This is a genomic window from Pseudomonas viciae, from assembly GCF_004786035.1.
Lineage (GTDB): Bacteria > Pseudomonadota > Gammaproteobacteria > Pseudomonadales > Pseudomonadaceae > Aquipseudomonas > Aquipseudomonas viciae.
In genome coordinates, this window is the sequence record NZ_CP035088.1 from 3,705,145 (window position 1) to 3,731,244 (window position 26,100).

Here is a 26,100-nt window from a genome sequence, read left to right on the forward strand (position 1 = left end):
TCAGATACTGCGTTTGCGCGTGAGCGCGGGAATTTTCGTCATCGGCACATCGATATGCCGTACCTCGCCCACGGCGGCAGCCACGAGGGCCAGGGTGGGCTGGCCGAACAACACACGGATATCGGCCTCCATGCCGTCCTTGCGCATGCGTTCGATCAGCGTCACGGCGAGCAACGAGTGACCACCCAGTTCGAAGAAGTGGTCATGACGCCCCACCCGCTCGACCTTGAGCAACTCCGCCCACAACGCCGCAAGCTTGACCTCCATATCGCCCACCGGAGCCTCATACAGACGCGTGGTGTACGCATTGCTGTCGGGGGTCGGTAGCGCCTTGCGGTCGAGCTTGCCATTGGGGGTCAACGGCAATGCATCCAGGCGCACGTAGGCGGCAGGTACCATGTAAGCCGGCAGTTGCGCTTGCAGGTGCGTGCGCAGGGTTTCTATCTCTACTGTTTCATCCGGTGAGTGTTGGGTGAAATAGGCCACCAGACGCTTGTCACCCGGCACGTCTTCGCGGGCCAGGACCACGGTTTCCTTGATGTTTGGAGCCTGAGCGAGCTTGGCTTCGATCTCACCCAGTTCGATGCGGAAACCACGGATCTTCACCTGATCGTCGTTGCGGCCCAGGTATTCGATGTTGCCGTCCGGCAGATAACGACCCAGGTCACCGGTCTTGTACATCCGGGTATTTGGCGTGGTGCTGAACGGGTCCTTGAGGAAGCGTTCAGCGGTGAAGTCATCGCGGTTGAGATACCCGCGAGCGACCCCGGCACCGCCGATGTAGATTTCGCCCGGCACGCCCAGTGGCACCGGTTGTTGGTGCTCATCCAGCAAGTAGAACTGGGTATTGGCCACCGGTTTGCCGATGTGTGCAGCGAAACCGTCCTCACGGGCCATCGACACCCAACTGGAGTAAGTCGTGGTTTCCGAAGGGCCATAGAGGTTGCACAGGCGCTTGACCTGGGTCTGTTCGAACAGCGTTTCCACCAGGCTGCGCTTGAGCGCTTCACCGGCGACGTTGACCGTGTCGACGCCCTCGCCCAGTCCCCCGGACTCCAGCAAGGCCTTGAGCGCCGACGGCACGGTGTTGATCAGGGTAATGTCGTGCTCGCCCTGTTGCAGTTCCAGCACATTAGTGACCACGTCGATGCTGCCGCCCGACGTCAGCGGCGCGAAGCATTCATAAACGGCCAAGTCGAAGTTCAGCGAGGTCGAGAACAGGGTTTTCGACAGGGTTTGAGCATCAAACGAACGATGGGCCCAGGTCAGGAAGTTCACCGTGTTGCGGTGTTCGATCATCACACCCTTGGGCAGGCCGGTCGAACCCGAGGTGTAGATCACGTAGGCCAGATGTGCGGACGTCAGCTCGGCAACCTGCGGATTCTGGACGGATTCGTCCTGCCACAGCCCGCTGTCGAGATTGATCACTGGCATCGAGGCACCGGTCAACAACCCGACTGTAGCGTCCTGGGCCAACACGGCTGCTGGCGCACTGTCTTCCAGCATGTAGGCAATCCGGTCCAGCGGATAAGCCGGATCCAGCGGCACATAACCACCGCCGGCCTTGAGAATGGCGAGCAGCCCTACAACCATGTCGATACCACGCTCGACACAAATCGCCACCCGTGAATCAGGCTTCACACCCTGCTTTCGCAGGTAATGCGCCAAGCGGTTAGCCCGCTCGTTCAGTTCCCCATAGCTCAGGCGTTGCTCGCCGCGAATCACCGCAACGGCATCCGGCGTAAGCTGCACCTGCTCTTCGAACAACCCGTGAATGGTCTGCTGCTGTGGGTAATCGGCTTCGGTGGCGTTGAACGTCACCAGCAGTTGTTCACGTTCCGAGGCCGGCAGGATCGCCAACTGATGCAGCGGTGCCTCCGGCGTCTGCTCCAGCATCCGGACCAGATTCTCCAGCGTGTGCTGCACATAACCACAAAGCCGCTGCGCACCAATGCGTGCCGGGGTCATGACGGTAAAGCTGAACGCCTCGCCCTGATCGTCCACCGACAACATCAATGGGTAGTTGGTCCGCTCTTCGCCACTGAGAATCTGGATACCGTTCCAGGCTGACAATGCCTCGCTCGACACTGTCGCGCCGGTGTGGCGGTAGTTGAGCAAGGCACTGAACAACGGCGTCGGCGCCTCTACGCCGCTGCAGCGTTGCGCCAGCGCCAAGGCGGCGTGTTCATGACCGAGCAATGCGGTCAGGCGAGCGTGGGTCGCTTTCACACCCGCACGAACGCCGGTTTGCCCGACACTCACTCGCAGCGGCAAGGTGTTGATGAACATCCCCAGCGCCCGGTCGGCGCCCTCGCCGCCCTGCATCCGCCCCACCAGCACCGTACCGAACACGACATCGTCCTTGCCCGATACCTTACCCAGGACCTGCGCCCAAACCAGGTGATACAAGCTCGCCGCGCTCACCCCAAGCTGTCGCGCCTGAGCTCGCAGCCGGCGACTCAGAGCGGCCTCGACCTCCTGACGCACCTCTTCGAGGCCGCTGCCGTCGCCTTGCACATCCTGCAAATCGAACGGCAACGTCGGCTCTTCGATGTCCCCGAGCATCTCGCGGAAGAAGGTTTCGTGCGCTTCACGGCTCACACCCAAGCGGGCCTGGGCCACGAAGTTGCGGTACGGCACCGACGCCGACAGCCGCTGCGCCTGGCCGAGCATATGCGCCTCGATTTCCGCGGACAGCACCGCCAGTGACGTAACGTCGTCCACCAGATGGTGAAACAACAGCATGCCCACCCAGCGTTGGTTCGCCGGGTCTTGCCCATAGACCAACCGCATCATGGGCGCCTGACGAATGTCCAGGCGGTAGAACCGGGGGTCGAACCGCTGGTGCAGTTGCGCGGCGATGTCACCCTGGGCCGGATCCAGCTCAACCGACTCGACACTCAATGGCGCGTCACGCCAGACCACCTGCATGGGCTCGGGCAGGCCTTCCCAGAGCACGGCGGTGCGCAGGATATCGTGCCGGGCAATGACGGCTTGCAGCGCGTGGGCGAAATCTTCCAGGCGCGTGAAACGGTCGAAAGCGAATATCACCTGTTGCAGATAGGGGTCGCCTTCGGCGGCGGCCAAGTGGTGATAGAGGATCCCTTCCTGCAGCGGCGCCAGGGCATAAATGTCCTGGACATTGCTCACGCCGCCCGGCACCGCCGCGACGATCTGCTCGATCTCTTCTTGGGACAGATCCGCCAGCGGCAGCATGTCCGGTGTGATGCGGGTGCAACCGGCCGGGATATCGTTGGCCGGCACGATGACTTCCCGGTAGCCACCGACGGCGGCGGCCAACGCTGCCAGCGTCGGCTGACCGAACAAAACCCGCACATCGACGCTCAGGTCGACCTGGCGCATGCGTTCGATCATTTTCACCGCCAACAGCGAGTGCCCGCCCAACTCAAAGAAATTGTCGTGACGACCGACTTGTTCAAGCTTGAGCAAGTCCTCCCAGATCCGGGCAATGCTGGTTTCCACTTCACCTTGTGGCGCCTCGTATTCGCGGACAATCACCGCTGAATGATCCGGTGCCGGCAACGCCTTGCGATCGAGCTTGCCATTGGGAGTCAACGGCAGTGCAGCGAGCCGCACGTAAGCGGTCGGCACCATGTATTCCGGCAGTTGCCCTTGCAAATGGGTGCGCAGGCTTTCGATATCCGCCATCTCATCCACCGAATGCGTGGTGAAATAAGCCACCAGACGCTTCTCGCCCGGTACGTCTTCACGGGCCAGCACCACGGTTTCCTTCACCGCCTCGTGTTGCGCCAGTTTGGCTTCGATCTCGCCCAACTCGATGCGGAAACCACGGATCTTCACCTGGTCATCGTTACGCCCCAGGTAATCGATATTGCCGTCCGGCAGGTAACGACCCAGGTCGCCAGTGCGGTACATCCGGGCGTTCGCCGCGTCGCTGAACGGATCGCGCAGGAAACGTTCGACGGTCAGTTCCGGACGGTTCAGGTAACCCCGCGCCACCTGCACACCACCAATGTAAATCTCGCCGGCCACACCCAGGGGCACCGGTTGTTGATGGGCATCGAGCAGGTAGATCCGCGTGTTGGCAATCGGCTTGCCGATGGGCGTGCTGTCCGGCGTCTCTGCACCCGCGCAGTCCCACGCGGTCACGTCCACCGCCGCTTCGGTCGGGCCGTACAGGTTGTACAGGCCGGCGTGCGGCAGTTGCGCCTTGAAGCGTCGCACCAGATGCCCCGGCAAGGCCTCGCCGCTGCACATCACCCGCACCAGGCCACCGCACTCGCCCGCCTCGCCATGGGCCAGGAACACATCCAGCATCGACGGCACGAAATGCAACGTGGTGATGCCTTGGGCCTGGATCACTTCGCGCAGGTACGCCGGATCGCGATGCCCACCAGGACGGGCCATCACCAGCCGTGCGCCGCTGAACAGTGGCCAGAAGAACTCCCACACCGACACGTCGAAGCTGAACGGGGTCTTTTGCAGCACCGCGTCCGCCGCGCTCAAGCCGTATTCGTCCTGCATCCACAGCAGGCGGTTGACCACCGCGCCATGCTCGTTCATCACACCCTTGGGCATGCCAGTGGAGCCTGAGGTGTAGATGACATAAGCCAGGTGATTGGCCCGCAGACCCTCGACCTGGGGATTGTGGGTCGGCTGCGTCGAGAAACCTTCCGCCTCATCCAGCAGCAGGGTCCGCGCCTGCGTAGCCGGCAGGCTGGCCTGCAACGCACGTTGGGTCAGCACCACCATCGGCGCGCTGTTTTCCAGCATGTAGGCCAGCCGATCGAGCGGGTAATCCGGGTCCAGCGGCACATACGCCGCGCCGGCCTTGAGAATGCCCAACAGGCCCGCGACCATTTCCAGGCTGCGGTCCACGCAGATCGCCACGCGGTCATCCGGGCCAATGCCCAGCGACAGCAGACGATGGGCAATCTGGTTGGCACGCTCATTGAGTTGCCCATAGTTCAGTTGCGTCTGGCCCGATACTACGGCGACCGCGTCCGGGCAAACCGCGACCCGCGCCTCGAACAATCCGTGCAAGGTCAGGCCTTGCGGGTAGTCGACCGCAGTGGCATTGAACGCTTCCAACAGGTGCTGACGTTCGGCCACCGGCAGGCTCGCGAGGGCATGCAGAGGTGTATCCGGCGCCTGCTCCAGTGCCTTGACCAGGCCTTCGAGCGTAGTCTGCACATATTCGCCAATACGCCGCGCACCAGTCCCCACCAGCGCCTGCACCACCAGGCTGAAGCCCTCGCCTTCATCATCCACGGCCAGCGCCAAAGGGTAATTGGTACGTTCTTCACCGCCAATCGACTCGATGCCTTGCCACGCCGTCAGCGCCTGCGCGGTCACCTCGACCCCGCAATGACGATAATTGAGCATCGAGCTGAACAATGGCGTTGGCGCAGCCACACCACTGCACCGCTGGGCCAGTGCCAACGGTGCATGCTCATGGCCCAGCAGGCCAGTGAGTCGCTGGTGGGTAGCCTTTACCGCTGCGTATACGCCTTGACCACCCAGGCTCACCCGCAATGGCAGGGTGTTGATGAACATGCCCAGGGCCCGATCAGCCCCGTCACCGCCCTGCATGCGGCCCAACAGCACGGTACCGAAGACCACGTCGTCGCGACCGCTGACACGGCCCAAGACTTGCGCCCAGGCCAAATGCATCAGGCTGGCCGCGCTGACGCCCAACTGACGGGCCTGGACGCGCAGACGACGGCACAGGCCCGCTTCCATGGCCAGCTTCACCTCTTCCACGCCATTGCCATCACCCTGCACGTCCCGCAGGCCGAACGGCAGCGTTGGCTCGTCGATATCGCCGAGCATCTCGCGGAAAAACGCTTCATGCGCCTGTTGGTCGATACCCAGGCGCGCCTGAGCCACATAGTTGCGATAAGGTACCGACTCGCCCAGTTCGTGCACCTTGCCCAGCAACTGCGCCTGCATTTCACGTTCCAGCACTTCCAGGCCGGTATGGTCCAGGACCATGTGGTGGAACAGCAGCATGGCGACCCAACGCCGGTTGGCGACGTCCTCGGCGATGGCCAGACGCAACATGGGTGCCTGACGCACGTCCAGTCGGTAATGCCGCGCATCGAAACGCTCATACAACCGGGCAACGGCATCGCCGGCACTCGGGTCCGCGTCCAACTCGTCAACGCTGAGCCGAGCCTGTCGCCACACCACTTGCATCGGTTCGTCGAGGTTTTCCCAGACCATCGACGTCCTGAGAATGTCGTGCCGGTCGATCACCCCTTGCAATGCCTGGGCAAAGTCATCCAGACGGGCGCGGCTGTCAAAACCGAACAGCGTTTGCAGTACGTACGGATCACCCATTTTTGCCGTCAAATGGTGATACAGAATGCCTTCCTGCAACGGCGCCAGCGGATAGATCTCCTGCACGTTGCGCGCCCCTCCCGGCACGCTCGCCACGATCCGATCGATGGCCTCCTGGCTCAATGCAGCCAGCGGCAACATATCCGGGGTGATGCGCTCACAGCCTTCGACAATGGCGCAAGCCGGCACCATCACGTCCCGGTGCCCGCCCACCGCAGCGGCCAGTGCGGCCAGGGTCGGTTGGCTGAACAGCACACGTACATCCACCGACAGCTCAGCCTGGCGCATGCGCTCGATCAACCTCATCGCCAGCAACGAGTGGCCACCCAGCTCGAAGAAATTGTCGTGGCGACCGATCCGTTCCACTTTCAACAACTCGGCCCACATGCCGGCCAAGGCCTGTTCGACCTCACCCTGCGGCGCCTCGTAGGCCTGGCTGGCGTAAGCCTCGGCATGCGGTGCCGGCAAGGCCTTGCGGTCCACCTTGCCGTTGAGGGTCAATGGGAACGCCGGCAGCATCACGAACGCCGCGGGCACCATGTAGTCAGACAGGACCGTGGACAATTGCTCGCGCAACGCGGCAACGCCCAGCGTGACCTGCGGCTGTGCAATGACATAGGCCACCAGGCGCTTCTCACCCGACTCGTCGGCCCGCACCATGACCACTGCGTCCTTCACGCCATCGCAGGCGACGAGTTTGGCTTCGATCTCGCCCAGCTCGATGCGGAAACCGCGGATTTTCACCTGATCGTCGTTACGTCCCAGGCATTCCAGGTTACCCTCCGGCAACCAGCGCCCGAGGTCGCCGGTGCGGTACAGCAACGCGTCCGGTTCATGGCTGAACGGATCGGCGATGAATTTTTCCGCGGTCAGGTCAGGTCGATTCAGATACCCCTTGGCCACGCCCTTGCCGCCGATATACATCTCGCCGACGACACCCAATGGCGCCAGTTGCTGGCGCGCATCGAGCACATAGACCTGGGTATTGCCAATTGGGCCGCCGATGGGCACGCATTCGGCGTCCGCCGCCACGGCCTTCACCTCCAGGGTGGTGGCGTAGGTGGTGGTTTCGGTCGGGCCATAGCAATGCACCAGGCGCAAACTGGGCGCCAGGTCCAGCAAGCGCCGGAACGACGCTACGTCGGCCCGTTCGCCGCCGCACAACAGGATGCGCAAGCCGCCAATGGCCTCCGGGATCAGTTGCACGTACTGATTGAAAATCGCCGTGGTCACGAACAGCACCGTGACGCCCGCGTCCTCCAGCACTTGGGCGAACTGCGCAGGCTCCAACAAGGTTTCGTGGTCGATCACCACCACCTGGCCGCCATTGAGCAAGGCGCCCCAGACGTCCATGGTGCTGGCGTCGAACGCCGGGTTGGAGGCAAAGGCGATCCGGTCGCGCTCATTGAAATCGGCGTAACCGTTGTTGATCACCAGGCGGTTGATGGCCCGGTGCGGCACCAGCACGCCTTTCGGGGTGCCGGTGGAGCCCGAGGTGTACATGATGTAGGCAATCGATTCACTGGACTGCGCCAGCGCCGGGTTATGCCGCAGCCCCTGGTCGTCCAGCGTGTCCAGGTCGATGCGCGAGGCGCCCTCAGGCACAGTCTCGGTACTGAACGTCAGCAGGCACCGGGCCTGGCAATCCTCGAGCATGAAGCCCTGGCGTTCCAGGGAGGCATTGCGGTCCAGCGGCACATAGGCCGCCGCACACTTGAGGATCGCCAACTGACTGGCCAGCAGCTCGATGGAGCGTGGCAGCAGGATCGCCACGCAGTCGTCCGGCTGCACGCCAAGGCCGATCAAGTGATGGGCCAGGCGATTGGCCCGCTCGTTCAGCTCTGCGTAAGTCACTTGGCGCTGCCCGTGCACCACTGCAATTGCATGTGGCAGGTGCGCCGCCTGGGCCTCGAACAGGGCCAGCACGGTCTGGTCCTGCGGATAGGCACGCTTGGTGGCGTTGAAATCCACCAGCAGCTGGTTGCGTTCGCTTTCCGGCAGGATCTCCAGGCGGTTGAGTGGCGTCTGGGGCGCGTGTTCGAGGGCCTGTACCAGGCTTTCCAGGGCGGTGTGCATGTAGGCGCAGATGCGCGCCGCACCAATCCCCTGCAATACCAGGGCACTCAACAGGAAGCCATCGCCCAGGTCATCCACCGACAGGGTCAGTGGGTAGTTGGTCCGCTCTTCGTTACTCAGGATTTCCATGCCCTGCCAGGCACTCATGGCCTCGGCTGAAGCCGAACCGGTCGCGCTGTGCCGGTAGTTCAGCAGCGCGCTGAACAACGGGGCCGGTGCGGCCACGCGGCTGCAACGTTGCGCCAGGGCCAACGAGGCATGCTCGTGACCGAGCAATGCCGTCAGCCGCCCATGGGTGGTCTTGACCCCGGCGCGTGCGCCCTGCTCATCCAGGTTGACCCGCAGCGGCAAGGTGTTGATGAACATGCCAAGGACCCGGTCGGCACCCTCGCCGCCCTGCATCCGGCCCATCAGGACCGTGCCGAACACCACGTCCTCCCGCGCGGACAGGCGCCCCAGTACCTGCGCCCAAGCCAAGTGATGCAGGCTGGCCGCACTCACACCGAGCTGCCGCGCCTGCGCCCGCAAGCGGCGGCTCAAACTGGCGTCCAGTTCCAGCTTGGCTTCCTCGATCCCGCGACCGTCACCCTGCACCTGCTGCAGCCCCAACGGCAGGGTCGGCTCGTCGACATCGCCGAGCATCTCGCGGAAAAACCCTTCGTGCTCTGCCTCGCTGACACCCAGGCGGGCCTGGGCCACATAGTTGCGGTACGGCAGCGCGGCGGCCAATTGGTCGGCCTGGCCCAGCAGGTGCGCCTGCATTTCCTGCTGTACCACCTCCAGCGCGGTATGGTCCAGGGCAATGTGGTGGAACAACAGCATCGCCACCCAGCGCTGGTTGACCGGGTCATGGGCATAACGCAGGCACATCAGCGGGGCCTGGCGAATGTCCAGGCGATGATGACGGGAGTCGTAGCGTGCATGCAGTTGGGTCACGGCATCGGCATCCGACGCGTCCAACTGCAGTTGCTCGACGCTCAACAGCGCCTTGCGCCAGACCACCTGAATCGGCTGCTCCAGCCCCTCCCACAGGATCGAAGTGCGCAGGATGTCATGGCGGTCGATGACACCTTGCAATGCCTGGGCGAAAGCATCGAGGCGCGCTTCGTCCTGAAAGGCGAACAGCGCCTGCAACACATAGGGGTCGCCCTGCTGCGCCGAGACATGGTGATAGAGAATACCTTCCTGCAACGGCGCCAGCGGGTAGATGTCCTGTACGTTGGGCACACCACCCGGCACCGTGGCAACGATCCGATCGATCGCCTCCTGGGTCAATGTCGCCAGCGCCAGCATGTCCGGGGTGATCCGCTCACAATCGGAGGTGATGCCGTTGGCTGGCACCTGGACCTCACTACCGCCCCCCACTGCCGCAGCCAGTGCCGCGAGGGTCGGCTGGCCGAACAGCACGCGGACATCGGCACTCAAGCCGACCTGGCGCATCTGCTCGATCAGGTTGACCGCCAGCAAGGAATGGCCGCCCAGTTCGAAGAAATGATCGTGGCGTCCCACCCGCTCGACGTTGAGGACTTGCCGCCACAGGCGGGCCAGGGTGATTTCGGTGTCGCCCAGCGGGGCTTCATAGCCCCGGGTAATGATGGACGCCTGGTCCGGCATCGGCAGCGCCTTGCGGTCGAGCTTGCCGTTGGGGGTCAGCGGCAAGGCATCGAGCCGTATGTAGGCCGCCGGAACCATATAGTCCGGCAAACGGCTTTGCAGGTGCACGCGCAGGGCTTCGATGTCCGCGCTGTCATCCGTTGAGTGCAAGGTGAAATAGGCCACCAGGCGTTTTTCGCCGGGAACGTCTTCGCGCACCAGTACCGTCGTTTCTTTCACCGCAGCGTGTTGGGCCAGGCAGGCTTCGATCTCCCCCGGTTCGATGCGAAAACCACGGATCTTCACCTGGCCGTCGTTGCGGCCCAGGTACTCGATGTTGCCGTCCTCCCGGAAGCGGCCGAGGTCGCCGGTGCGGTACATCAAGGCCTGGGCGGTCTGGCTGAACGGGTCGAGGAGAAATTTCTCGGCACTCAGGTCCGGGCGGTTCAAGTAGCCTTTGGCGACCCCCAGGCCGCCGATGTGCAGCTCGCCGACTACGCCTTGGGGCACGGGTCGCTGCTGCGAATCGAGGATGTAGACCCGGGTGTTGCCCAAGGGACGGCCAATCGGGACGCTGCCCTCGCCCACAGCCTTGATTTCGTAGGTGGTCGAGAACGTCGTCGCTTCCGTCGGGCCGTAGCCGTTGAGCAGGTGGGCCGGCGCGCCGTCCTTCAGGACACGGCCGATCACCGCCGGATCCAGCACGTCCCCCCCGACGATCAAGTAGCGCAATTGGGCGAACACGTCCATCAGGCGGTCGGCATATTGGTGAAACAGCCCCGCGGTCATCCACAACACATTCACCGCCTGCTCTAGCAACAGCCCGTGCAAGCGCTCCTGGGACAACAGCACGTCCTGCTCGACCACGACGACGCAGCCACCGTTGAGCAATGGCGCCCAGACTTCAAGGGTGCTGGCGTCGAAGGCCGGATTGGAAGCGAAGGCCACCCGATCCTGCTCGTTGAAGTCGGCGTAGCCGTTATTGATCACCAGCCGGCTGATGGCCCGGTGCGGCACCAGCACGCCCTTGGGCGTACCCGTGGACCCTGAGGTGTACATGATGTAGGCCGGCGCTTCGCTGGACGCCGGTTGCTGGCTGCAATGGGCCGACGACAAGGGAAGGTCGACGCTGTCCAGGTCCACCCGACGCATGCCCGGCGCCAAGGCTTCGCGGCTGTGAGTCAAGGCCAATACAGCGTGACTGTCCTCGATCATGAACTGCTGGCGCTCGGCGGGCGCGTTGACGTCGAGTGGCAGGTACACCGCCGCGCACTTGAGGACCGCCAACTGGCTGATCAGCAGATCAAGCGAGCGCGGCAGCAGGATCGCCACGGTTTGACCCGTTTGCAGGCCAAGGTCGAGCAGATGCCTGGCCAGACGTTCGGCTTTGCTGTCCAGTTCGCGGTAAGTCAGGACTTGCCCACCCTGCACCGCAGCCGGCGCGTCTGGACGCACCTCGACCTGGGCCTCGAACAAGGCATGAATCGACTGTTCCCGCGGATAATCACGGTCGGTGTCGTTGAAGGACAACAGTACCCGTTCGCGCTCCGATGCCGGCAGGAACGACAGGCTGTTGAGCATCGCTCCGGGCGCGGATTCCAGGGCCGCAACCAGACTTTCAACGGCGGCCAGCATGTAATCGCCGATGCGTAGCGCGCCAATCAGCGCAGTGGCTTGCACCGACAAGGCGAAGTCATCGGAAAAATCGTCCACCGAGAGGATCAGCGGGTAGTTGGTGCGTTCTTCCGCGCCCAGTGCCTCGATACCGTCCCAGGCCAGGCTGACCTCGGCCGGGAGCTCTTGAGCGGCGCTGGCACTGTGACGATAGTTCAGCAATGTGCTGAACAGCGGCGCCGGCGCGGCCACGCCGCTGCAACGTTGGGCCAGGGCCAGGGACGCATATTCGTGACTGAGCAGGCGGCTCAACCAGGCATGGGTGCTTTTCACCCCATCGCGCACGTTCTGTGCACCGACGTTCACGCGCAGGGGCAAGGTATTGATGAACATGCCCAGCGCCCGGCTCAGACTCTCGCCGGCCTGCATGCGCCCCAGCATCACCGTGCCGAACACCACGTCTTCGCGGCCCGATACGCCGCCCAGCACCTGGGCCCAGGCCAAGTGGAAAATGCTCGCCGCACTCACACCGAGCTGGCGCGCCTGCGCGCGTAGGCGGCGGCTGAGGTCTGGCGTCAGCGCTTGATGGCTCTCTTCGATGGCGCTGCCGTCGCCCAAGACGTCCTGTTGGCCGAAGGGCAAGGTTGGCTCTTCGACATCCCCCAGCATTTCACCAAAGAACGCCTCGTCGGCCTGGCGCTGGCCGGCCTGGCGGGTGCGCACCACGTAATGACGGTAAGGGATGGCGGGTTGCAATTGCCCGGTCTGCCCCATCAGCCAGGCCTGCATTTCGCTCTGCACCACCATCAGGGCCGCGTGGTCGAGGGCCATGTGATGGAACAGCAGCATGGCGACCCAGCGCTGGTTGGCCGGGTCTTCGGCGACCACCAGCAGCAACAGCGGCGCCTGGCTGACGTCCAGGCGATAGTGCCGAGGATCAAAGCGCGCCTGCAATTGCGCCATGACGTCGCCCTCGGCGAGATCGGCGCTGATGTCCTTGACCCCCAGGCGGGCCTCGCGCCAGACCACCTGTACCGCCTCTTGCAACCCTTCGCGGACGATGGCGGTGCGCAGGATGTCGTGGCGATCGATCACGCTTTGCAAGGCGTCGACAAAATCCGTCAGGCGCTCCTGTCGGGTGATGCTGAAATGCGCCTGCAACACATAGGGATCGCCCTGGGTGGCAGTCAGATGGTGATAAAGAATGCCCTCCTGCAACGGTGCCAGCGGGTAGATATCCTGCACATTGGCCGCGCCGCCCGGCACGGTAGCAACGATACGGTCGATGGCCGCCTGGTCCAGGGTCACCAACGGCAGCATCTGCGGCGTGATGTGCAGGCAACCGGCCGGGATGGCGTTGTCCGGGATGTCAACCTCACCAGCCTTGCTGGCATCGTATTGTCCAGCCTGGATCAACTCGATCAGCGCGGCTTTGTGCTCGCGCAGCAAGGCCAGCACCGCCGGCTCGCTCAGCGACTGCTTCCGTCCCCGTACCACGAGCTGATCGCCCTTGACTGAAAGCTGTACGTCTTTTTCTTTTAGTGTCGCCAACAGTTCGATCACACTCACAGGACAATCTCCATTTTTTCTGTCGTTGCCGCGTATTCCGAGAGCGTGGGCCGCTCGAACAACGTCCGTACATCCGCTTCCATACCCTCTTGGCGCATCCGCTCCATCAGGCTGACGGCAAGCAAGGAATGCCCGCCCAGCTCGAAGAAGTGATCGTGACGGCCAACGCGCTCTACGTTGAGCACTTCAGCCCACAACTGGGCCAGTGTGATTTCGGTTTCGCCGATGGGGGCTTCGTAGCCCCGGGTGATGAAGGCATCCAAGTCCGGTGCCGGCAGCACTTTACGGTTGAGCTTGCCGTTGGGCGTCAGCGGCATGGTGTCGAGGCGTACATAGGCCACCGGCACCATGAAGGCCGGCAGTTGGGCCAACAGGCAGGCACGCAGCGCGTCGATGTCCACTGTTTCGCCCGCCGCGTATTCGGTGAAATAGGCCACCAGGCGTTTTTCCCCCGGTACGTCCTCGCGGACCAGCACCGCAGCCTCTTTCACCGTATCGTGTTGGGCGAGCTTGGCTTCGATCTCACCCAGTTCGATACGGAACCCGCGGATCTTCACCTGATCGTCATTACGCCCCAGGTACTGCAACGTGCCGTCGGGCAACCAGCGACCGATGTCGCCGGTCTTGTACAGGCGGGCGTCGGCCTTGCCATAGAACGGGTCGGCGATAAAGCGCTCGGCGCTGAGCTGCGGCAGGTTGAGGTAGCCGCGCGCGACTCCGATACCGCCGATGTGGATCTCACCGGGTACGCCCACCGGCAGCAACTGCCCGTGGCTGTCCAGTACATGCAACTGCATGTTGCGGATCGGTCGGCCAATCGGGATCGACTGGTGCCGGTAGGTCTCGAGATCGCTATCAGCGGTGTACCAGGCGACCACGTCACTGCACTCGGTCGGCCCGTAGCTGTTGATCACCGTTGGCCGTGGCAGAGGGAGTTTTTCCAGCATGGCGAGCTGGATCGGCTCACCGCCCAACACCACCCGTTTCAGACAGGCAAGGGCTTGCTGATGATCGGCGTCCACCAGCGCGTGGAAGGCGCTGGGCGACATGTTGAGGTGCGTGATGCCGGCGTCGGCGATCTGCGCGACGATGGCGCCGGGGTTGAAGGGTTCTTCGGCCAGGTGCAGCGTGGCGCCGACCAGCAGTGGCGCGAGGATGTTTTTCTGGGTCAGGTCGAAGTTGTAGGAGGACGCCAGCAGCACGGCATCGCCAGCATCGAACGCCAGGTCTTCGAGGTACCAGTCCAGCAGGTTGCGCAGGCCGCGATGTTCAACCATCACGCCCTTGGGCAAGCCGGTGGAGCCGGAGGTGTAGATCACGTAGGCCAGGTGGGCCGGCGCCAGCTCGCTGACCTGCGGAACCTGTTCCGGCTCGTCTTGCCACGGGCCGGCGTCCAGGTCGATCAGTGGCACCTGGACCTGCGACAAGAGCCCTCGGGTCGCTGCCTGGGCCAGCACCGCAGCCGGCTCGCTGTCGGCCAGCATGTAGGCAATCCGTTCCGCAGGATAAGCCGGATCCAATGGCACATAACCACCGCCCGCCTTGAGAATCGCCAACAACCCGATCACCATCTCGGCGCTGCGCTGGACACAGATCGCCACGCGCGAATCCGCTTGCACGCCCTGCTTGCGCAGGTAATGCGCCAACTGGTTGGCTCGCGTGTCCAACTGGCGATAGCTCAACGCGTGCTCGCCATGCAGGACGGCCACGCTGTCCGGCGTGCGCTGGACCTGGGCTTCGAACAGGCCGAGAACGGTCTGCTCCCGCGGGTTATCGGCGCCACCGGTATTGAACTCGGCCAACAGTTTCAGACGCTCGCTCGGCGGCAGGATCGACAACTGGTGCAACGGCGCTTCTGGCGTCTGCTCAAGCATCTGGATCAGGCCTTCCAGCGCCTGCCGGACATACCCACAAAGCCGCTGCGCACCGACGCGGGCCGGGGTCATGACGGTGAAACTGAACGCCTCGCCCTGGTCATCCACCGACAACGTCAGCGGGTAGTTGGTCCGTTCTTCGCCACCCAGCACCTGGATACCGTCCCAGGCCGACAGCGCTTCGGCGGAAGCGGTCACGCCGGTGTGGCGATAGTTGAGCAAGGCACTGAACAATGGCGTCGGCGCCTCTACGCCGCTGCAGCGTTGCGCCAGCACCAGCGAGGCGTGCTCATGGCCGAGCAACGCGGTCAGTCGGGCATGGGTCGCTTTCACACCGGCACGGACCCCGGTCTGCCCCAGGCTCACCCGCAACGGCAACGTATTGATGAACATCCCCAGTGCCCGGTCGGCGCCCTCGCCGCCCTGCATCCGTCCCACCAACACCGTGCCGAACACCACGTCGTCGCGACCCGACACCGTGCCCAGTACCTGGGCCCAAACCAAGTGATACAGGCTCGCCGCACTCACCCCGAGCTGACGGGCCTGGGCCCGCAATCGACGACTGAGGTCGGCCTCGACCTCCTCGCGAACCTCTTCGATGCCGCTACCATCGCCCTGCACATCCTGTAAATCGAACGGCAATGTCGGCTCGTCGACATCACCGAGCATGTCGCGGAAGAACAGCTCATGGGCTTCGTGACTCACACCCAAGCGAGCCTGGGCTACGTAGTTGCGGTACGGCACCGATGCCGGCAAGCGTTGCGCCTGGCCGAGCATGTGCGCCTCGATCTCGGCCGACAGCACGGCCAGCGAGGTGGCATCGTCCACCAGGTGATGGAACAACAGCATGCCCACCCAGCGCTGGTTGGCCGGGTCTTGCGCATAAGCGACCCGCATCAGCGGCGCCTGGCGGATGTCCAGGCGATAGTGCCGGGGGTCGAAACGCTGATGCAACTGCGTGGCAACCTCCCCGGCCGCCGGATCCAGCTCGACCGACTCGACCACCAGCCGCGCCTCACGCCAGACCACCTGCATCGGCTCGACCAGGCCCTCCCAGAGCACACCGGTGCGCAGGATATCGTGACGGGAGACGACGGCTTGCAGTGCTTGGGTGAAATGGTCCACGTGGACGAAGCTGTCGAACGCGAACATCACGTATTGCAAGTAGGGATCGCCCTGGGCGGCGGCGATGTGGTGATACAGGATCCCTTCCTGCAACGGCGCCAGGGCGTAGATATCCTGCACATTCGTCACGCCACCTGGCACCGTGGCCACGATGCGGTCGATGGCGTCCTGGTCCAGATCGGCCAGGGGCAGCATGTCCGGGGTGATCCGCGTGCAACCGTCCGGGATCGCGTTGCCCGGCACCACGACTTCTGTGTGCCCGCCCACGGCGGCGGCCAACGCGGCCAGCGTCGGTTGGCCGAACAGCACCCGCACATCGGCACTCAAGCCGACGTGGCGCATGCGCTCGATCAGCTTCACCGCCAGCAGCGAATGACCGCCCAATTCGAAGAAATTGTCGTGACGACCGATCCGCTCGAGGTCCAGCAGGTCTTGCCAGATCGCGGCGATGATCGTCTCGGCCTCGCCTTGCGGCGCTTCGTATTCACGGGTCGCCACCGCCGATTGATCCGGCACCGGCAAAGCCTTGCGGTCGAGCTTGCCGTTGGTGGTCAGCGGGAACGCCTCGAGGACCACGAACGCGCCAGGCACCATGTAGTCCGCCAGCGAAGCCAGCAATTGTGTACGCAGCTCGGTGGCTGACGGTTGCGCGCCGTCTGCGGCAATCACATAACCCACCAGGCGCTTGTCGCCCGGCGTGTCTTCACGGGCAATCACCAGCGCCTCGCTGACCCCCTCGCAAGCGGCCAAGGTCGCTTCGATCTCGCCCAACTCGATACGGAAACCGCGGATTTTCACCTGGTCATCGTTGCGGCCCAGGTATTCGATGCTCCCGTCCGCCAGCCAGCGACCGAGGTCACCGGTCCTGTACAGGCGCGCCCCTTCACACCCGCTAAAGGTGTCGACGATAAAGCGTTCCTGGGTCAACTCGGGACGATTCAGGTAACCCCGTGCCACACCCGCGCCGCCCACATACATCTCACCCACCACCCCCACCGGCACCGGCTCGCGCTGGGCGTCGAGCACGTACAGTTGCAGGTCGGGAATGCGCTTGCCGATCGGGCTGACGCCGGTCAACTGCGCGTCCGCCGCTTCTAGCGGGCGATACGTCACGTGCACCGTCGTCTCGGTGATGCCGTACATGTTCACCAACTGTGTCCCGGCGTTGGCTACACGGGCATACCAGGGCTTGAGAATGCCGGTTTCCAGCGCTTCGCCACCAAAGATCACCTGGCGCAGGCTGTGGCGCAGGTCGCTTTCGCCCTGGGCCACGATCAGTTGCCGGAAAGCGCTCGGCGTCTGGTTCAACACCGTGACGCCAGCCTCGCATAGCAGCGCGTAGCAGTCTTGCGGGGAACGACTGACCAACTGCGGTACCACCAACAGGCGGCCACCATGGATCAACGCCCCCCAAATCTCCCAGACCGAGAAGTCGAAAGCGAAGGAATGGAACAGCGCCCATACATCCCGCTGGCCGAACTCGAACCAGGGCTGGGTCGCCGAGAACAGCCGGGCGACGTTGCGGTGCTCGACCATCACGCCCTTGGGTAACCCGGTGGAACCGGAGGTGTAGATCACGTAGGCCAATTGCGACGACGTCAGGCCAGGCACTTGCGGGTTGACGGTGGACTGGCTGCGCAATGCCGGGTTATCGAGCTCGATCACCCGTATGGACTCTTCGGCCAGCAGCACATGGGTGGCGGCATGCACCACGATCGCCACGGGGGAACTGTCCTCGAGCATGTAGGCAATGCGTTCGGCCGGATAAGCCGGATCCAGCGGCACATAACCGGCGCCGGACTTCAAGATGCCCAGCAGGCCGACGATCATGTCCAGGCCGCGTTCGACACAGATCGCCACCCGGTCATCCGGGCGAATGCCCAGCGACAGCAGGCGATGGGCGAGCTGGTTGGCCTGGGCGTTGAGCTCGCCGTAGGTCAGCGCCTGATCTTCGAACACCACCGCTACCGCGTCGGGTTGCGTCGCGACCTGGGCCTCGAATTGACGATGGATCATCGCGTCATGGGCATACGTCGCCTCTGGCGCATTCCAGGTTTCCAACAGTTGCTTGCGTTCGGCCGGTGGCAATACCGCGAGGTTGCGCACCGCCGTCTGCGGCGCGTGTTCCAGGGAGTCGACCAGGCTCTGCAGGGTCACCTGCACATAGTCACAGATACGTTGCGCACCGATCCGGGACTCGACCTGCACCGTCAGGCTGAAGCCTTCGCCCAGGTCATCGACGTTCAGCGTCAGCGGATAGTTGGTGCGCTCCTCGCTGGACAACATTTGCATGCCGCTCCAGGCCGACAACCCCTCATCCGTCACCTGCAGCGAACTGTGGCGGAAGTTCAGCAGCGTGCTGAACAGTGGCGCTGGCGAGGCCACGTCACTGCAGCGTTGGGCCAAGGCCAGGGACGCATGCTCATGCCCCAGCAACCCGGTCAGGCGTGCATGGGTGGTCTTCACTGCATCCCGCACGCTCTGCTCATCCACGGGCACGCAGATCGGCAAGGTGTTGATGAACATGCCCAGGGCCCGGTCAGCCCCGTCGCCGCCTTGCAACCGTCCCAGCAGGACCGTGCCGAAGACCACGTTCTCCTGGCCCGAGGCCACGGCCAGGACCCGGGCCCAGGCCAGATGGACCAGGCTGGCGGCACTGACACCAAGCTGGCGGGCTTGAGTCCGCAGGCGCAGGCTCAAGGCGTCATCGACAAACACTTTCACTTCCTCGATGCCATGCCCGTCGCCCTGGACCTGGGCCAGGCCGAATGGCAGCGTCGGCTCGTCGATATCACCGAGCATCTCGCGGAAGAATTTTTCGTGTTCCTCTTCGCTCGTCCCCAGACGGGCCTGGGCCACGTAGTTGCGATAAGGCACCGATGCGCTCAGGTGTTCATCCTGACCCAACAGGTACATTTGCATCTCGTGCTGCATCACATCCAGGGCCGTGTGGTCCAGGGCCATGTGATGGAACAGCAGGATGGCGACCCAGCGATCCAGGGCCTCGTCCCGGGCGTAAGCCAGGTGCAACAGCGGGGCCCGGCCCAAATCCAGGCGGCTGTGCCGCGCATCGAATCGACTGGCCAGTTGCGTGGCGATGTCGCCGGCCGAGGCATCGAGAACAATGCACTGCGGCGCCAGCACCACCTCGCGCCAGACCACTTGCACCGGCTCATCCAACCCTTCCCAGACCACACTGGTGCGCAAGATATCGTGGCGATCGATCACCACTTGCAACGCCCCGATGAAGGCGTCGAGGCGTTCACGGTTGTCGAAGGCGAACTGGGTCTGCAACACATAGGGGTCGCCTTGCTCGGCGGCCAAGTGGTGATAGAGGATGCCTTCCTGCAACGGTGCCAGCGGGTAGATGTCCTGTACGTTACGAACGCCACCCGGCACGCTGGCGACGAGTCGGTCGACGGCGTCCTGGCTCAGGTTGACCAGCGGCAACAAGTCCGGGGTGATGCGTTCGCAATCCAAAGCAATCAGGTTCGCCGGAACACTCACCTCCCTGCCGCTGCCAATCGCCGCGGCCAGTGCGGCCAGGGTCGGTTGGCTGAACAGCACGCGCACATCGGCGCTCAAGCCGGCCTGGCGCATGCGTTCGATCAACGTCACCGCCAGCAACGAGTGGCCACCCAGCTCGAAGAAATTGTCGTGGCGACCGATCCGTTCCACCTTCAACAACTCGGCCCACATGCCGGCCAAGGCCTGTTCGACCTCACCCTGCGGCGCCTCGTAGGCCTGGCTGGCGTAAGCCTCGGCGTGCGGTGCCGGCAGGGCCTTGCGGTCCACCTTGCCGTTGAGGGTCAATGGGAACGCCGGCAACATCACGAACGCCGCGGGCACCATGTAGTCAGACAGGACCGTGGACAATTGCTCGCGCAACACGGCAACGCCCAGCGTGACCTGCGGCTGTGCAATGACATAGGCCACCAGGCGCTTCTCGCCCGACTCGTCGGCCCGCACCATGACCACTGCGTCCTTCACGCCATCGCAGGCGACGAGTTTGGCTTCGATCTCGCCCAGCTCGATGCGGAAACCGCGGATTTTCACCTGATCGTCGTTACGTCCCAGGCATTCCAGGTTACCCTCCGGCAACCAGCGCCCGAGGTCGCCGGTGCGGTACAGCAACGCGTCCGGTTCATGGCTGAACGGATCGGCGATGAATTTTTCCGCGGTCAGGTCAGGTCGATTCAGATACCCCTTGGCCACGCCCTTGCCGCCGATATACATCTCGCCGACGACACCCAATGGCGCCAGTTGCTGGCGCGCATCGAGCACATAGACCTGGGTGTTGCCAATTGGGCCGCCGATGGGCACGCATTCGGCGTCCGCCGCCACGGCCTTCACCTCCAGGGTGGTGGCGTAGGTGGTGGTTTCGGTCGGGCCATAGCAATGCACCAGGCGCAAACTGGGCGCCAGGTCCAGCAAGCGCCGGAACGACGCTACGTCGGCCCGTTCGCCGCCGCACAACAGGATGCGCAAGCCGCCAATGGCCTCCGGGATCAGTTGCACGTACTGATTGAAAATCGCCGTGGTCACGAACAGCACCGTGACGCCCGCGTCCTCCAGCACTTGGGCGAACTGCGCAGGCTCCAACAAGGTTTCGTGGTCGATCACCACCACCTGGCCGCCATTGAGCAAGGCGCCCCAGACGTCCATGGTGCTGGCGTCGAACGCCGGGTTGGAAGCAAAGGCGATCCGGTCGCGCTCATTGAAATCGGCGTAACCGTTGTTGATCACCAGGCGGTTGATGGCCCGGTGCGGCACCAGCACGCCTTTCGGGGTGCCGGTGGAACCCGAGGTGTACATGATGTAGGCAATCGATTCACTGGACTGCGCCAGCGCCGGGTTGTGAACCGCACCCTGCGTTTCCAGGGCGTCGAGGTCGATGCGCGAAGCGCCCTCAGGCACGGTCTCGGTACTGAACGTCAGCAGGCACCGGGCCTGGCAATCCTCGAGCATGAAGCCCTGGCGTTCCAGGGAGGCATTGCGGTCCAGCGGCACATAGGCCGCCGCACACTTGAGGATCGCCAACTGACTGGCCAGCAGCTCGATGGAGCGTGGCAGCAGGATCGCCACGCAGTCGTCCGGCTGCACGCCAAGGCCGATCAAGTGATGGGCCAGGCGATTGGCCCGCTCGTTCAGCTCTGCGTAAGTCACTTGGCGCTGCCCGTGCACCACTGCAATTGCATGTGGCAGGTGCGCCGCCTGGGCCTCGAACAGCGCCAGCACGGTCTGGTCCTGCGGATAGGCACGCTTGGTGGCGTTGAAATCCACCAGCAGCTGGTTGCGTTCGCTTTCCGGCAGGATCTCCAGGCGGTTGAGTGGCGTCTGGGGCGCGTGTTCGAGGGCCTGTACCAGGCTTTCCAGGGCGGTGTGCATGTAGGAGCAGATGCGCGCCGCACCAATCCCCTGCAATACCAGGGCACTCAACAGGAAGCCATCGCCCAGGTCATCCACCGACAGGGTCAGTGGGTAGTTGGTCCGTTCTTCGTTGCCCAGGAACTCAATACCCTCCCACGCGGCCAGGGTTTCATTCGAGACCTCGGTCGCTGCGCCGGCGCTGTGTCGATAATTGAGCAGCGCGCTGAACAGCGGCAACGGTGCAACCACGCCGCTGCAACGCTGGGCCAAGGCCAGCGAGGCGTGTTCATGTCCCAACAACCCGGTCAGCCGTGCGTGGGTGGTTTTCACCCCCTCGCGCACGCCTTGGCTGCTCACTTCAACCCGCAACGGCAAGGTATTGATGAACATCCCCAGCGCCCGGTCGGCGCCATCGCCGCCCTGCATCCGGCCCAGCAGGACCGTACCGAACACCACATCGTCCTTGCCTGACACACGCCCCAGTACCTGCGCCCAGGCCAGGTGGACCAGGCTGGCGGCACTCACGCCCAACTGCCGGGCTTGAGCCCGCAGCCGCAGGCTCAACGTCGCCTCGACAACTTGCCGGGCGTGCTCGATGTCCTGCCCGTCGCCGCTCACGTCCTGCAAGCCGAACGGCAAGGTCGGCTCGTCGACATCGCCGAGCATCTCGCGGAAAAACCCTTCGTGTTCTTGTTGACTCACACCCAGGCGTGCTTGCGCCACATAGTTGCGGTACGGCATCGCCACAGGCAGTTGGTCGGCCTGGCCGAGCAGGTGCGCCTGCATCTCTTGCTGCACGACTTCCAGCGCCGTGTGGTCGAGGGCCATATGGTGGAACAACAACACCGCCACCCAGCGCTGGTTGACCGCGTCTTCGGCAAAGACCAGACGCATCAGCGGCGCCTGGGTGATGTCCAGCCGGTAGTGTTGCGGGTCGAAACGCTCCTGCAACTGCGCCGCGATCTCGCCCTCGGCAATGTCCAGGGCAATCTCTTCCAGATGCAATTTGGCTTCGCGCCATACCACTTGGATCGGTGCGTCGAAGCCTTGCCACACCACACTGGTGCGCAGGATGTCGTGCCGATCGATGACGTGTTGCAACGCGTCCACAAACGCCGCCAACCGGTCGCGACTTTGCAGTTCGAACACGGTTTTCAGCACATAGGGGTCGCCCTGCTCGGCGGCCAGGTGATGGTAGAGAATACCGTCCTGCAGCGGCGCCAGTGGGTAGATGTCCTGCACGTTCGGCGCCCCTCCTGGCACCGTCGCCACGACCCGGTCAATGGCCGCCTGATCAAGCTGTATCAGCGTGAGCATGTCCGGGGTGATCCGTTCACAGGCCGGGACAATCCGGTTCACCGGAACAGCCACCTCGCGGCCACTGCCGATGGCCGCACCCAGTGCGGCCAGGGTCGGCTGGCTGAACAACACCCGCACGTCGGCGCTCAAGCCGGCCTGGCGCATGCGTTCGATCAGCGTGACCGCCAACAGCGAATGGCCGCCCAGTTCGAAGAAATTGTCGTGACGCCCCACTTGGTCAACCCGGAGCAGCTCGGCCCAGAGTTGTGCCAATAGCTGCTCGATCTCGCCTTGCGGGGCTTCATATTCGCGGCTGACGTAGGCGTCGCTGTCCGGCGCCGGCAGTGCACGGCGGTCGAGCTTGCCGTTGGCGGTCAACGGCAGTGCGTCGAGGCGAACATAAGCCACCGGAATCATGTAGTCCGGCAATTGCCCTTGCAGGTGAGTACGCAGGGTTTCGATGTGCGGCGCAACGTCCAGTGCCTGCGGCGTGAAATACGCCACCAGGCGTTTCTCGCCCGGGGCGTCTTCACGCACCAGCACTACCGCTTCCTTGACCTCGTCATGCAGATTCAACCGCGCTTCGATCTCGCCCAATTCGATACGGAAACCACGGATTTTCACCTGGTCGTCGTTACGCCCCAGGTAATCCACCGTGCCGTCCGCCCGCCAGCGCGCCAGGTCGCCGGTGCGGTAGAGCAAGGCACCGGGATCGGCATTGAACGGATCGGCGACGAACTTCTCGGCGGTCAGTTCAGGGCGATTCAGATACCCTTTCGCCACGCCGTCGCCACCGATGTACAACTCGCCGGCCACGCCGATGGGCACGGGTTGCCGGTTGGCATCCAGCACATAGACCCGGCTGTTGCCAATCGGTCGGCCAATCGGGATTCCACCCTCGCCCACGGTTTTGATCTCGTGGGTGGTGGTGAACGTGGTGGCCTCGGTTGGGCCGTAGCCGTTGAGCAGATGAGCCGGTGCGCCTTCGTTCAGGACGCGGCCGATCACCGCCGGGTCGAGCACATCGCCGCCGACGATCAGGTAGCGCAACTGGGCGAACACTGACATCAGCCCGACGGCGTACTGGTGGAACAGGCCGGCGGTCATCCACAGCACGCTGACCGATTGCTCTTGCAGCAGTGCCGCAAAACGTTCCTGTGTCAGCAACACGTCCTGGTCGACCACCACCACGCAACCGCCGTTGAGCAACGGCGCCCAGACGTCGAGGGTACTGGCGTCGAATGCCGGGTTGGAGGCAAAGGCGACGCGGTCCTCGGTGTTGAAGTCGGCGTAACCGTTATTGATCACCAGCCGGTTGATCGCCCGGTGCGGCACCAGCACGCCTTTGGGGGTACCGGTGGAACCGGAGGTGTACATGATGTAGGCCACCGATTCGGTGCTTTGCGTCAGGTCGAGGTTATCGGCGACTTCATTGACGACCAGCGTATCCAGGTCCACCCGTTGCGAGGCTTCAGGCGCTAGCGCCGTGCTCAACGTCAGCACGACTTGCGCGCCGCTGTCCTGGACCATGAACTGCTGACGCTCCAGCGGTGCGCTGATGTCCAGCGGCACGTAGGCGGCGGCGCACTTGAGAATCGCCAGTTGGCTGACCAGCAGCTCGAGCGAACGCTCCAGCGCAATCGCCACTCGATCGCCCGGTTGCACACCGAGACCGACCAAATGGCGCGCCAGGCGATTGGCCCGGTGGTTCAACTCGACGTAGCTCAGGCTGTACCCGTCGTGCACAGCTGCAATAGCCTGCGGACGCTCCTTGGCCTGGGCTTCGAACAGGCCATGAACGGTCCTGTCCTGGGGATAGCGACGGGTCGTGGCGTTGAAGTCGATCAGTATCTGTTGACGCTCGGCTTGCGGCAGTACCGTCAGGGTCTGCAAGCGCGATGCCGGGTTGGATTCCAATGCGGTGGCCAGGCTGTGCAACGCGGTCGCCATGTAGGCACAGACCCGCTGCGCACCGACGCCACTCGTGGCCAGGACGGTCAGGGCGAAGTCTTCGCCCAAGTCGTCGACACACAGCGTCAAGGGATAGTTGGTACGCGCTTCGCCACTCAGCGTCTCGATGCCGTGCCAGGCCGACAGCGCCGCCTCGGTATCGGCCTGCTCGCTGGAGTTGCGGTAGTTCAACAAGGCGCTGAACAGCGGCAGCGGCGCGGCCACGCCGCTGCAACGCTGGGCCAGTGCCAGCGAGGCGTGCTCATGGCCCAACAGGGCGGTCAATTGCCCGTGGACCGCCTTGACACCGGCCTTGACGGCCTGGTCGCCAACGCTCACGCGCAGCGGCAAGGTATTGATGAACATCCCCAACGCACGGTCAGCGCCCTGGCCGCCCTGCATCCGGCCCATCAGCACGGTACCGAACACCACGTCCTGCTTGCCGGACGCCTGCGCCAATACTTGCGCCCAGGCCAAGTGATGCAAGCTCGCGACGCCCACGCCCGCTTGGCGTGCCAGGCGCCGCAGCCGGCGACTCAAGTCGCTGTCGAGCAGCAGGCTCGCATCCTCGATGTCATCCTGCACCTGCTGCAAACCGAATGGCAGCGTGGGCTCGTCGACATCGCCAAGCATGTCGCGGAAGAACGCTTCCTGCGCTTCATGATCCCCACCCAAGCGAGCCTGGGCCACGTAGTTACGATACGGTACCGGGACGTCCAATTGATCGGTCTGCCCCAGCAGGTACGCCTGCATCTCGGCCTGTACGACTTTCAGCGCCGCATGATCGAGGGCGATGTGATGGAACAACAGCATCGCCACCCAGCGCTGGTTGGGCTTGTCCTGGGCAAAGGCCAGGCGCATCAGCGGTGCCTGGGACATGTCCAGGGCATAGTGCCGGGTGTCGAAACGGTCCTGTAGCTGTTGGGTGATCGCTCCGGCTTGCGGGTCCAGCAGCAGTTCTTCAAGGCCCAGCCGCGCTTCACGCCAGACCACTTGTCGAGGCGCGTCGAGACCTTCCCAGAGAATGGCGGTGCGCAAGATGTCGTGACGGTCGATGACACTTTGCAGGGCCTGGGTGAAAGCGTCGAGGCGTTCGCGGCTGTCAAAGGCAAACTGCGCGTGCAAGACATAGGGATCGCCCTGCTCGGCCGACAGGTGATGGTAAAGAATGCCCTCCTGCAACGGTGCCACCGGGTAAATCTCTTGCACGTTGCGGGCACCACCCGGCACCGTCGCCACGATGCGGTCGATGGCGTCCTGGTCGAGGTTTGTCAGCGTCAGCATGTCAGGCGTGATGCGCTCGCAA

2 protein-coding genes (1 of these 2 only partly in view) are annotated in these 26,100 nt (G+C 63.9%); both read right to left on the minus strand.

Annotated elements, in window-relative coordinates; genetic code table 11:
• Positions 1 to 13,176 carry a non-ribosomal peptide synthetase gene (locus EPZ47_RS16275; RefSeq protein ID WP_158296359.1) on the minus strand — a complete coding sequence of 4,392 codons (13,176 nt, stop codon included), beginning with the start codon at positions 13,174 to 13,176 and terminating at the stop codon, positions 1 to 3.
• Positions 13,173 to 26,100: the 3' end of a non-ribosomal peptide synthase/polyketide synthase gene (locus tag EPZ47_RS16280; RefSeq protein ID WP_135845726.1), read on the minus strand. Its footprint extends 16,169 nt past the window's final position; 12,928 of the gene's 29,097 nt are visible here — the last part of the coding sequence; its start codon lies off the right edge, out of view — the gene reads right to left on this strand; the stop codon is at positions 13,173 to 13,175. Before EPZ47_RS16280 ends, EPZ47_RS16275 begins: the two co-directional genes overlap by 4 nt.